The 12,035-nt window shown below is 56.7% G+C and carries 12 protein-coding genes and 1 pseudogene; 8 read left to right on the top strand and 5 right to left on the bottom strand.

Annotation, left to right across the window (positions count from 1 at the left end; all coding sequences use genetic code 11):
* Window positions 1–20: 20 nt before the first annotated feature.
* A pseudogene (locus NR195_RS05100) lies at window positions 21–215 on the top strand (phosphatase); the annotation flags it as partial.
* Window positions 216–242: 27 nt separating this feature from the next.
* Window positions 243–809 carry a molecular chaperone gene (locus NR195_RS05095; protein ID WP_010246159.1) on the top strand — a complete coding sequence of 189 codons (567 nt, stop codon included), beginning with the start codon at window positions 243–245 and terminating at the stop codon, window positions 807–809.
* A gap of 123 nt (window positions 810–932) precedes the next feature.
* On the opposite strand, the gene NR195_RS05090 is transcribed toward NR195_RS05095, so the two are convergent.
* From NR195_RS05090 to NR195_RS05075, 4 genes are all read right to left on the bottom strand, one after another.
* A complete protein-coding gene (locus tag NR195_RS05090; RefSeq protein WP_010246157.1) occupies window positions 933–1,298 on the bottom strand; it encodes a helix-turn-helix domain-containing protein in 366 nt (121 codons plus the stop codon).
* Window positions 1,299–1,370: 72 nt separating this feature from the next.
* Window positions 1,371–1,631 (bottom strand): type II toxin-antitoxin system RelE/ParE family toxin, encoded by a 261-nt coding sequence (locus NR195_RS05085; RefSeq protein WP_061901548.1) that lies wholly within the window; start codon window positions 1,629–1,631, stop codon window positions 1,371–1,373.
* A 104-nt stretch (window positions 1,632–1,735) separates the two neighbouring features.
* Window positions 1,736–3,112 carry a CoA transferase gene (locus NR195_RS05080; protein ID WP_256844201.1) on the bottom strand — a complete coding sequence of 459 codons (1,377 nt, stop codon included), beginning with the start codon at window positions 3,110–3,112 and terminating at the stop codon, window positions 1,736–1,738.
* Window positions 3,113–3,158: 46 nt separating this feature from the next.
* Entirely contained in the window at window positions 3,159–4,043 is an 885-nt protein-coding gene (locus tag NR195_RS05075; protein ID WP_010669895.1) for a DMT family transporter, read from the bottom strand.
* A gap of 173 nt (window positions 4,044–4,216) precedes the next feature.
* Here NR195_RS05075 and NR195_RS05070 point away from each other — a divergent pair, with 173 nt between their 5' ends.
* On the top strand, window positions 4,217–4,942 hold the full coding sequence (locus NR195_RS05070) for a glutamine amidotransferase (protein WP_187505384.1): 726 nt from the start codon (window positions 4,217–4,219) through the stop codon (window positions 4,940–4,942).
* On the opposite strand, the gene NR195_RS05065 is transcribed toward NR195_RS05070, so the two are convergent.
* Complete coding sequence (locus NR195_RS05065; RefSeq protein WP_033766984.1) at window positions 4,930–5,493, bottom strand: class I SAM-dependent methyltransferase; 564 nt, start codon at window positions 5,491–5,493, stop codon at window positions 4,930–4,932. The two genes, NR195_RS05070 and NR195_RS05065, sit on opposite strands and share 13 nt — an antisense overlap.
* A gap of 232 nt (window positions 5,494–5,725) precedes the next feature.
* Between NR195_RS05065 and NR195_RS05060 the strand changes: the two genes are divergently transcribed.
* The 5 genes from NR195_RS05060 to NR195_RS05040 all read left to right on the top strand — a co-directional run bounded on the left by NR195_RS05060 (window position 5,726) and on the right by NR195_RS05040 (window position 12,032).
* Window positions 5,726–7,246, top strand: coding sequence for an aldehyde dehydrogenase family protein (locus NR195_RS05060; protein ID WP_010669897.1), 1,521 nt, complete (start codon window positions 5,726–5,728; stop codon window positions 7,244–7,246).
* A 1,069-nt stretch (window positions 7,247–8,315) separates the two neighbouring features.
* Entirely contained in the window at window positions 8,316–8,912 is a 597-nt protein-coding gene (locus NR195_RS05055; protein WP_010669898.1) for a hypothetical protein, read from the top strand.
* Window positions 8,913–8,935: 23 nt separating this feature from the next.
* Window positions 8,936–9,430: a type VI secretion system lipoprotein TssJ gene (tssJ, locus tag NR195_RS05050; RefSeq protein WP_187505385.1), complete on the top strand. Its 495-nt coding sequence runs from the start codon at window positions 8,936–8,938 to the stop codon at window positions 9,428–9,430.
* A gap of 5 nt (window positions 9,431–9,435) precedes the next feature.
* Window positions 9,436–10,779, top strand: coding sequence for a type VI secretion system baseplate subunit TssK (gene tssK / locus NR195_RS05045; RefSeq protein WP_010246132.1), 1,344 nt, complete (start codon window positions 9,436–9,438; stop codon window positions 10,777–10,779).
* A gap of 14 nt (window positions 10,780–10,793) precedes the next feature.
* Window positions 10,794–12,032, top strand: coding sequence for a DotU family type VI secretion system protein (locus tag NR195_RS05040; protein WP_010246128.1), 1,239 nt, complete (start codon window positions 10,794–10,796; stop codon window positions 12,030–12,032).
* Window positions 12,033–12,035: the final 3 nt, after the last annotated feature.

Here is a 12,035-nt window from a genome sequence, read left to right as displayed (position 1 = left end):
TCGCCGTTTTTAAGACCGCCGATGCCGGTGGACGGCTGGCATTTGGCTCCGATTCCCATACGGCGTTTATGCTCGGAAATTTTGAACATTGCCTGCGCATCGCCCGCGAGGTGGATTTTCCTGAGGATCGGGTGTTAAATGTCACGCCGCGTCGCCTGCTCGACTTTCTGGAGCAGCGCAGCGGCAAACATATTGCTGAACTGGCTGACTTTTAATTTACTTGCCTCAAGGAAATCTGACTCATGAATGAGTTTTCCATTCTGTGCCGCGTGATCGGCTCACTGTTTAATCGTCAGCCGCAGGACCCGCTGCTGGTGCCGCTGTTTACGCTGCTGCGTGAAGGCAAACTGCAGTCGCAGTGGCCGCTGGAGCAGGATGAGCTGCTGACCCGTCTGCAACAGAACAGCGATCCCCAGGCGCTGGCCGCCGATTACAACGCGCTGTTTGTTGGCAGCGATTGCAACGTGCCGCCGTACGCCTCACAGTGGCCGGAAGGCAAAACGGAGCCAGAAGTGCGTGCGTTCCTGACCTCACGCGGAATGCCGCTGAGCGATGCGCCTGCTGATCATTTTGGTGTGCTGATGCTGGCTGCGTCATGGCTGGAAGATCAGTCAGCGGAAGATGAGAGCGCGGCGCAGATGGCGCTGTTTGAAGAGTATCTGCTGCCGTGGTGCGGTGCTTTCCTGGGGAAAGTGGAAGCGCACGCGACCACCGCTTTTTATCGTACTCTTGCCATGCTGAGCCGCGAAGCGATCCAGGCGATGTACAACGAACTGCTGGATAGCAGCGAAGAGACGCCTGACGCCTGATTCACCACGTCGCCGGGTGCGTACCCGGCGCACAGTGCTGAATCATCTTTCTCAATGGGTTCTGGGGGGGATTCTCTGGATACGGCGTGCTTTTTTTCGGGCACCTGAGCCCTCTCAATCGGCTTACAGGATTAACTGCCCGGGTCGGCAGCCATACAGTTTTGCGAGACGTTCACGCGTCTTTTTCTGCGGCTTACTTTCAATACGCTCCAGTTGAGAGATCGCACTTTGCGTGGTCCCCAACTGCTGAGCCACATCATGCTGGCTAAGCCCCCGCCAGATGCGCCAGGCCGCCTGAAGACTCACTTCCTGCTCAATCATGATCCCTGCAACGTCGTGCGGGATCGTCTCATCGTCGTGCTCGTCAGCCTCCACAGGAATAGTCTCCCATTCGCCATCGCTGGCCGAGAGCAGCCTTTCATATTCCGCCACCGGCAAGACCACAAACTGGGGTTTGCCTGCTTCATCATAGATGTACTGTTTTGACATAGTTTATCCGGGTAATTGTGTGTCGCAGCAGAGGTCGTGAGTGCGTAAGGCTATGCCGGTATCCAAAAAGCTTTAGTAAGTGACGGATGTTCTTCTTGCTACCTCTGTAATTTCCAGAATCACCGGTTCGCCCCCGGTTAACGTAAAAAGGACCCGGTAGTTGCCAACCCGCAGCCGGTAGTGATTATCTCTGCCCTGCATTTTTTTAATGTCCAGTGTGACGACCGGGAAACTGACTAACTCACCCACCTTCTGGTAAATGATTTTCTGATAACGTTTGTCGATCTTCATAAGGTGCTTCAATGCCCGCCTGGACCAGTCTACCCTGACCATTCTGCACCCCGTTTCAATGAACTTCGTCCCTGACTCATATGTAAATAATAAGATAGCAATCTAATGCTATCAACATTATTTTTCTAATTATCTAATGTTTTGCTTCACCACGTCGCCGGGTGCGTACCCGGCGCACAGCCTGACGTCGCACAGAGCTGTGGGGTGCCGGGCAGCCAGGCGGCCGCTCGCAGCCTCACTCCAAACCCCCACGGCGTTAATTCGTAACAGGGCAGGTTATCCTTAACCTGCGGCGCAATGCCGGAGCCTGTGCGCTGATCGGTGGGATGCTGCTGCAACAGCCACGCGGTGCGCGCCAGCGACAGCCGGACCTGACTGCCGTGGCCCTCAGTAATGCGTCGCCGTAATCCCTCCAGCACCGCCGCCGCCAGCAGATAGCCGCTGGCATGATCCAGCGCCTGCACCGGCAGCGGAACCGGTTTGTCGCTCTGCTGCCACTGCATGCCTCTTTCAGCAATGCCGCACCCCATCTGCACCAGACTGTCAAAACCCCGGCGATTGCGCCACGGACCCTGCCAGCCCCAGGCATTCAGGCCGGCATCAACCAGACCGGGTGAGAGGGACTGAAGGGTCTCCGCGTCAAACCCGAGCCGTTCCAGCGCATCCGCCCGATAGCCATGTACCAGCACGTCCGCTTCACGCAGCAAGTGGATAAACTGCTCGCGATCGGCGGGCTGAGTCAGATCCAGCACCGCTCGTCGCTTGCCGCAGCTCATCTCTTCATCCAGCGTCGGCTCCTGCCAGCCGGGCGGATCGATGCGCAGCACGCTGGCTCCCAGGCTGGCAAGAAAACGGGTAGCGACCGGCCCGGCAATAATCCGCGTCAGATCCAGTACTTTGATGCCCAGTAAAGGACGGGCTTCGGCCAGCGGCCACGCCGGCGCCGCTGCCTGTTGTGTGGTCTGCCAGCTAAAGAGCGGTTCGCGCTGCACGGCCAGGCCCTGCGGATGCTGCTGCCAGGCGGCGGCGCTGCGCATCTCTGCGGCACAGCCACCCGCATCAATAACGGCCTGCTCCAGTTCGCTGGCCTGCCACTGTTGCACCTGCTGCGCCAGTGCTGCGCGATCGGCGTGCGCGCCCAGCACCCGCTCCATCGCCAGCCGGTGATGCACGGCGTTGGTGTGCAGACGGATCCAGCCATCCCGGCTGCGATAGTCACCGGCAAACGCATCCCACATCGCGGGTGCCGCGCGATTCAGCGGATGAAAGCTCTGCTGAAACCAGCGTGACGCTAGCCGGACGTTAACGGTGACGGGCGGAGAGAGTTCAGGGCGGGATGTGGCGATAAGCGCAGCAGCAGCCTGCGTTGCCAGACCGATACTGGTGGCCGCCAGTTCACTGACGGCAAAGGCAGAAGAGAAGGTGGCGCGATCAACGAAGGCGGGGAGAGGCCAGGCGGCGTCGCGACCTCGCAATCCCTGCTGCATCTGCTGCCAGAGAGAGGCGGCAAGCGGTGAGTCCATGTTGTGCTTCCTGAGAGAGGTGATTTCTCAAGCATAGCACGCGGGATTAACGCCGCCGCAGGCGCGGGAAGCGGGCATGCATCCGCAGGCTACGCAGGTTGATTACAGCAATAGCGGTACCAAGGATCACCAGCGACGCACCGATAATCTTGAAGCTGTTGAGGCTGTCGCCCAGCACTACAATCCCCATCAGCACGGATAATACCGGCGTCAGCAGTGAGTAGGGCATGATCAGGTTGACGTTATATTTCTTCAGCAGCATATACCACAGTGTATAGGCGACAATTGACGAGGCGATAGCGCTATAAAGAATGGCAAACCAGCCATGCCAGCCCGCATTTTGCAGGGCGTAGAGCTGATGTGATTCCATCAACAGACTGGATGCGCCGACGACAGGAATGGCCAGAAACGCAATCCAGCCGGTCATGGTCAGCGGTTTAATCGGCGGTGACTTTTTCACAATCAGGTTGCTGACAGCCCAGCCGGTGGCGCTGCACAACAACAGACAAAGCACCCACCACGACGGAATCGTCGGGCTGCCGGAGAGCACGACGACGCCGCTCAGCGAGATCATAATGCCCATCAGCTGCACCAGCTTCAGCTTCTCTTTCAGCACCACCATCGCCAGCAGCATGGCAATGGGTGTACCGAGCTGAACCACAATCGCGCCGGTGCCGGCATCGGTATAGCGCAGGCCGACAAACAGCAGCGAAAAGTGCATAAAACCGAACGTGAAAGCCAGCAGCAACAGCCAGGGTAGCTGCTGACGGTTAATCCGGCAAAACGGTACCAGTACGATGGCGACGACCACAAAGCGCATAAACGTCAGGAAAAGTGGTGGAAGCTCCAGCAGGCCCCATTTCACCGCAACGTTGTTGAAGGCCCAGATTGAAACCACCATCAGAATCAGAAAAAAATGCCGCACAGCCACGATAATATCCTTTCGATGTTTTTTTGCTTAGCCCGCTAATGATGGCACGAACTGCGGCATTGCAGCCAATCGCAGGGAGAAATTTTCTGCGATTGCGGCGCAGCCTGATGAGACTTTCGGGCGCGTTGCTGGCAGACTGATTTGAAACGACTTCTTAAAGGAACTGATTCGGTATGACCTACACGTCCGCCTTACCCCTTGCGTTAATTCAGCTTGAAGTCCCACCCGCAAACGTTGTCTCAGAGATTGGTGAACAGCCGCGCTGGTTCATCGACGCGTTAAACCTGCAACCCGATGAATACCTGATTGTACGGCCCCATCTGGGCGAGGCGCTACCCGCTTTCGACCAGATTTCCGGGGCGATCCTCAGCGGTTCCTGGGCGATGGTCACCGATCACGCTGAATGGAGCGAACGCAGCGCCGTATGGATTCGCGCAGCGATGGATCACGGCTTGCCGCTGCTGGGGGTCTGCTACGGTCACCAGCTGATGGCCTATGCGCTGGGTGGCGAGGTGGCGGACAACCCCAACGGCTGGGAACGCGGGCTGTTACCAATCAACTGTATGCCGGAGGCGCAGCGCGATCCGCTACTAAAGAAATTGCCACAGGACTTCAGCGTCTGGCTGTCACATCGCCAGTCGGTGATCAGCGCGCCACAACAGGCGCAGGTGCTGGCCGCCTCTGCGCGCGATGGCTGTCAGATTGTCCGTTATTCGCCGCAGGCGCTATCGGTGCAGTTTCATCCTGAATTTTCACGGCACATCATGAACGTTTGTATGCCCAAAGGCTGTACAGAAGATGGGGAAAACGAGATGGAGGGGAAAGACTGGGCGCGTGAGTTGCTGGTGGCGTTCTGGCAACAAACGCGCCCTGCAATGGCGCAAGCTCAGGGTGCGTAGTGACGCGTGCAGCGATAGACCCAGGCGGGTGGCACGTTTTTCATCACCCGCTGGCGCTCCCAGGTGAAGTAGCGCGACAGGTCTGGCTGAGTCAGCGAGGTATACTGGAACTGTACAAAGACGCCGTTGGGCCCGAGGGCGTTATACACCGCACGCAGAATCGCCTCACGCAATTCAGTGGGTAAGGAGAGCAGCGGCAGGCCAGAGAAGATCACGTCATATTCTCCGCTCAGGTATTCCGCTGAACAGGTGCGCACCGTCATGCGCGGATCGTTCAGCGCATTAAGCTTATCGGCCAGCGTGCTGCTGATCTCAAAGGCATCCAGCGTGGCATCGGGTGACATCTGCGCCAGTATCTGCCGCGTCAGTACACCGTCGCCCGCGCCGAGTTCGGCGATACGTAACTTTTCAGGCCATTCCACCGACGTAATCATGGTGCGGCACAGCGCCTCTGACGAGGGCGTAATGCTGCCCATCTTGCGCGGGTTGCGGATAAACTGATGCACGAAATTGGCTTTAGCGCGCATCAGGGTAAAAGCTGAAGCCAGCATGCTCATCTCCAGAATGAATTCATCCTCACGTTGACCCCTTTGTGCCGCACAAGTTTCTCTCTGACCAGCCTTTTGGGTAAAAGTCGGAATTATCTAAAGACGAAGCGTAAACACCCATTCCTTCGGGGCGGTCACAGTTTCCGGTTAACAGAACTGACAGGCTCTTGATGATGCTTCATGTTAATAATAAGTTTCATCATTGTTACATCAGTCACCTGTCAGGAGAATGATCATGCGTTATGCCGCCCCCGGAGAACAGGGTTCTCTGATTACCCTACAAAAGAATTATGGCAACTTCATTAATGGTGAATTCGTCGCGCCGGTGAACGGCAACTACTTCACCAATACCTCCCCGGTGAACGGCTCTGCGGCCGGTGAGTTTCCGCGCTCAGACGTTGCCGATGTTGATAACGCTGTGGCTGCTGCGGCAGCGGCGGCGGAAGCCTGGGGCAAGACCTCGCCGCAACAACGCTCGCTGCTGTTACTGAAAATCGCCGATCGGCTGGAACAGCATCTGGAGACGATGGCGGTCTATGAAACCTGGGATAACGGTAAACCGGTACGCGAAACCCTGGCGGCCGATATGCCGCTGGCCGTCGATCACTTCCGTTACTTTGCCGGTTGTGTCCGGGCGCAGGAGGGCAGTGCCGCCGAGATTGATGAGTTTACCGCCGCCTATCATTTCCATGAGCCGCTGGGCGTGGTAGCGCAGATCATTCCATGGAACTTTCCGCTATTAATGGCGGCGTGGAAACTGGCTCCGGCACTGGGCGCGGGTAACTGTGTGGTGCTGAAACCGGCTGAGCAGACCCCGCTGTCGATCACCGTTTTTGTCGATCTGATTAAAGATCTGCTGCCGCCGGGTGTGCTGAACGTGGTGCATGGGTTCGGCAAAGAGGCGGGTGAAGCGCTCGCCTCCCATTCCGGCATCGCCAAGGTAGCCTTCACCGGCTCTACCGCAACCGGCGGTCATATTCTGGAGCTGGCAGCAAAAAGCCTGATCCCCTCGACCGTCGAGCTGGGCGGTAAATCACCTAACATCTTCTTTGAAGACATCATGCAGGCGGAGGAGAGCTTTATAGAGAAAGCCGCCGAAGGCGTCGTGCTGGGCTTCCTGAATCAGGGCGAAGTCTGTACCTGTCCGTCGCGTGCGCTGGTACAGGAGTCGATCTACGAACCCTTTATGGCGGCCGTGATGAAGCGGGTAAAAACCATCAAACGTGGCGATCCGCTGGATACCGAAACCATGGTGGGCGCGCAGGCGTCGCAGCAGCAGTTCGATAAAATTCTCTCTTATCTTGAGGTTGCCCGACAGGAGGGCGCGGAAGTGCTGGTGGGCGGTGGCGTAGAGAAGCTGGATGACTCACTTAACAGCGGCTACTACATTCAGCCGACACTGCTGAAAGGCAACAACAGCATGCGCGTTTTCCAGGAGGAAATCTTTGGCCCGGTCATTGGCATCACCACCTTTAAAGATGAGGCAGAAGCAATCAGTATCGCCAACGACTCCATCTATGGGTTAGGTGCTGGCGTCTGGACCCGCGATATCAACCGTGCTTACCGTGTGGGCAGGGCGATTAAAGCCGGGCGCGTCTGGACCAACTGTTATCACCTCTATCCGGCGCACGCTGCCTTTGGTGGCTATAAGAAGTCGGGTATCGGGCGTGAGACTCACAAAATGATGCTGGATCACTATCAGCAGACTAAAAACCTGCTGGTCAGCTACAGTATCGAGCCGCTGGGCTTCTTCTAGGTCTGGCCCGCAACCTGCCAGGATAACCCTGCACTTTTCCCTCAGAACCACGCTACGGCGTGGTTTTTTTTGCTCCACATAGCCGGGCATGCTGAGAAGCATCAGAAGCGTGGCAATGGCTGCAATGCCGATAAAGAACAATTAATTAGTCCTTTCTTAAAGCGACGCCGGGCCGTTTTGCGCTTCGCTTACCTCGCTTCACGACCACCTCATCCTCAGCCCTTTATGAACCGTCCCATAATGAAACAACTTGCTGATTTGTAGGCATTATCTCACTGTTTTTTACGCTAAAAACTGCCACGTATTACGGTCACCTCGCCGTTAACCTTCATTCCGGCCTGTTGAAACAGCGCCATTTTTTACATGAGATTTTTTAATGCTGACTACAGGGGTGTCTGTTTTCTGTGTAAGAATACTTCATAGTTGCTCATCATGTTAGGAATAATCCTAAGTGAGTGATTAAAAGTAACACATATTTGCACTAAGTAAATTACTTAAACTTTACTTAAGTAAAATCTTATGAAAGTGGCCCGTTGAAATTTTGTCAATCTTCTGTAAACTCGCAGCTTATGTTTACAAAGGAATTGTGATTTCATACCGACGGGCAGGATATACCTGGCTCGTGCGGTAGCTATGAGCTTATACACATCTTGTAACTTACTGAATGTGATCGTGAAAACAGGAAAATCAGCCTGTGCGCTGCGCTTTTTTCTTTTGTCAGCGAATAGCGTCACAAGTGTAAATCTGAGTCAATATGTCAGTTTTTCGGCCAGGGATGGCATAAGTAAAGCTTGGGTTTTGCCTTCCTCATCCAATCTGACGCAAAAAATTAGATCATGTTTCTGATCATTTCTTGCCAGCTCAGATTTCTCGCTGCACCTGTCCCGGTCGCCAGAGTTGCTTTTTAATAGTTAACGTTAGTTGATCTTTTAAAGTGCCTCGCCATGGCACGTTAACGCTATTTGCTTAAGGTTTTTCTTTTAGGCTGGCACTAAGTGGCGCTCTATCAGCACCACATTCCCGATTTTCATTACTGACAACCGGCCTCTGGCCACTCTCCAGGATATGAATGGAACACAACATGAAAAAAATGGTGAAGCTCCGTATTGCGTTAGGCCTGATGTTTGTTTTTTCTGTCGCGGGTTGTAAAACGCCGCCAAAAATGACGGATGACACGCTGGTTACCAGCACCGTGGATGGCGTGGTGATCAGTCACCGTTATGCGGTTAAACCGCCTGCGCAGTTCAGCCCGGTCAATGAAACCTACCGTGCGCTCTATCCCGCTTCGGTGATGAGCCATCCGAGTTTTGGCGGCAAGGTGGTGGAGACGCTGAAAACCGGCGAAAGCTACACCGTGATTGGTCAGGTAGAGAACAACTGGCTGGCGCTGGGTGAACCCGCTCAGGCGTCAGCAGAACCTGAACCGGGTAAAGCCAGCAGTGCCGTTAAAGAGTCAGCGCCCTCCGCAGCGCCGCAGGCAACCGTTCAGCTGACCGGCTATGTGCCATTTCGCGCCGTGGTGAAAAGCGAGCTTTACGATCAGACGATCAAGGCTGACCAGCCGAAGCGCCGGGTGCGCAGCAGCAAGAAGAAAACCTGTGTTGCGGTAAACGGTGACAGCACCGCCTGCCAGAACAGCACTAACGGAACCTGGATTATTAACTAATCGCACTAAGCAGGGAGGGCGGGATGATGACAACAACGCTATGGCGTGGGGCGCTGATAGTGCTGCTGACGTGGCTGATGACCGCGTGCAGCAGTACTCCACAGCCCGTTGCCTGGTACAACCTGGACGTTCAGGCGCAAAACCAGGTTAACGGCGGTGCGCCGCTGAAAATCCGGGTGGTATTACTGACCTCCGATGCGGAATTTATGTCGGCTGACTTCTACTCCCTGCAAAACCAGTCCGCTACCGCGCTGGATAATGCGCAACTCAATATGCAACAGTTCTTCCTGACTTCCACTCAGCCCCATAAAACGCTGCGGATTAAGAGTCTGCCCGAGGCGCGCTTCATCGGCATCATGGCGGAATATCAGGCGCTGGATGGCAAGGTCTGGCGACTGTCGCTGCCGGTTCCAGAAGGCGAATCACCCTCATTCTGGGCGTTCTGGAAGCGTGACGATGGTGAGCTGAATGCGCGCATCGTGGCGGGGATTAACGGCCTTCGCGTGGAAAAACAGTGATGTCTATGAACAGAGCCGAAAAGGTGGTCTGGACCGAGGGGATGTTTCTGCGTCCTCACCATTTCCAGCAGTCAGAAAATTATCTTCTCAGCACCCTGCGTGAGTGGGGCCAGTCGCAGCGCGCCTATACCTGGGGTTTTTACGATCTGGAGTTCGATGAAGCGCTGCTGCGCCAGGGGAAACTGGCGCTGAGCGCCGCCAGCGGTTGTCTGCCTGACGGCACGTTTTTTGCCTTCAGCCAGCCACAGCACGGTCCGGCCCCGCTTGATCTGCCTGCCTCCGTTGACCGCAGCAAAGTGGTGCTGGCCATTCCGGCACGCCGCAATGGCCGCGAAGCGGTGGCCTTTCAGGAGTCGCAGGATTCTCTGGCGCGCTACCTCGCCTGGGAAGCAGAAGTGGAAGATGACAATGCCCAGGCCGTGGGCAGCGCCACGGTGCAGTTCGGCAAACTGCGTCTGCGGCTGATGCTGGAACAGGATTTGACCGCCGAGTGGACCGCCATGGGCGTGGCTCAGGTGATTGAAAAACGCAGCGACAACCACATCCGGCTCGACAGCGACTACATCCCGCCGATGCTGACGCTTAACAGCAGCCGTCCGCTGCAAAACATGTTCAACGATCTGCACGGGCTGATCCAGCAACGCAGCCAGCAGCTGAGTCAGCGCGCGCCGGGCACCGGTCGTTTTAACAGCGCGGATATGGTCGATTTTATGCTGCTGGCGCTGCTCAATCGTCAGCTTGGCCTGCACACTCACCTGCAACATCTGCCGCTGCTGCATCCTGAAACGCTCTACAGCCACTGGCTGCAACTGGCGGCGGAGCTCAGTACCTGGACGCCAGCCCGCGCGCCCGATGGCCTGCCGCTCTACGATCATGACGATCTGCACAGCTGTTTTAGCCGCCTGTCACTGCTGCTGCGTCAGGGGCTGTCCCAGGTGATGGAAGAGAGCGCGATTCAGCTGCCGCTGATTCAGCGCTCGCACGGTCTTAACGTCGCGACCGTGCCGGAGAGCAGTATGGTGCATGAGTTTGGCTTTGTGCTGGCGGTGAAAGCCAGCGTGCCAGCCGACACCCTCAAAACCCACTTCCCGGCGCAGATGAAAGTCGCCCCGGTCAGCAAAATCCGCGATCTGGTGCAGTTGCAATTGCCCGGTCTGGCACTTCGGGCGATGCCCGGCGCGCCGCCACAGATCCCGTGGCATGCCGGATACAGCTATTTCGAACTGGATAAGAACAGCGAGCTATGGAAAGAGATGGAGCGCTCGGGCGCTTTTGCGCTGCATCTTGCCGGTGAGTTTCCAGGTCTGAACATGGAGTTCTGGGCCATTCGTAGTCAGTCAGAATCATAAACTGAGCACGCAGCATGATGCAGGAACAACAAAAATCACACAGCGATCTTGCGCCGGAGGCCAGCCATCAGAATGTGCTGGTCGCGGCGGCCAACCCCCTGATTAACGCCATTCCTCAGATCCGTCACTCGGTATCACATGAAGACCCGGCACAATTGCGTCAGCAGCTGATCGATCAGATTCGGCGCTTCGAGCTGAGCTGCCAGCAGTCAGGCCTGGGCTATGAAGTGATCATCGGTGCGCGATACTGTCTCTGTACCGCGCTGGATGAGGCGGCGGCGCTGACGCCGTGGGGCAGCCGCGGCGTCTGGACCAGCAATGGTCTGCTGGTCACCTTTCACAATGAAACCTGGGGCGGCGAAAAGTTTTTTCAGCTGCTGGCTAAGCTGTCGCAGAACCCAAGACGCCACATTCTGATGCTGGAGTTGATCTACTTCTGCCTGCTGCTGGGGTTCGAAGGACGCTACCGGGTGCTGGACAACGGTCGCTCGCAGCTGGAGACCATCAAACAGCGCCTGCTGCAGATGATCAAAAGCGTGCGTGGCAATTATGCAGCAGCGCTGTCTCCGCATCCCACCGATCAGCCGGTCCTGCGCAAATTGTGGCGGCCAATGATCCCGCTGTGGGCCTGTGCGGCGGTGGCGGGGCTGGCGGCCTGCCTGTTCTATATCGTGCTCAACTGGCGTCTCGGCGATTACACCTCCCCGGTACTGGCCCGTATCTATCAGACGGCGCTGCCGGAAGTGAAGATCGGTAACCCTGCGCCACCACCGCCCGCCACGCTGAACCTGCGCGCTTTCCTGAAACCGGAAATTGATGCCGGGCTGGTAGCGGTGCGTGACGAAGCGGACCGCAGCGTGGTGACGCTGAAAGGGGACGGACTATTTGCCTCGGCGGCCACCGAGGTGCGCGGACGTTACACCGACGTAATCCAGCGCATCGCTGCCGCCATGAACAATGTCAGCGGCCAGATTCAGGTGATTGGCTACAGCGATAACGTGCCGATCCGCAGTGCCCGCTTCGCCTCCAACTTTGAGCTTTCGCTGGCACGTGCCCGGTCAGTACAGACCCTGTTGCAACAGCAGCTGGCGCAGCCGTCACGGGTGAAAGCGGAAGGGCGCGGTGAAAGCAATCCGCTGGTGCCTAATAACAGCGCAGAAAATCGTGCACGTAACCGTCGTGTTGAAATTACCCTGCTGGTGGCACCGGATGCGACGCATGCCGAACTCAACGGCCTGGCGAGAGGGAACTGATCC

The sequence above is a fragment of the Pantoea sp. Ft-CA_14 genome (assembly GCF_024520875.1).
GTDB lineage: Bacteria > Pseudomonadota > Gammaproteobacteria > Enterobacterales > Enterobacteriaceae > Pantoea > Pantoea agglomerans.
Note: the sequence above shows the minus strand (reverse complement) of the source record. Positions and strands in the feature narration are given on the sequence as shown.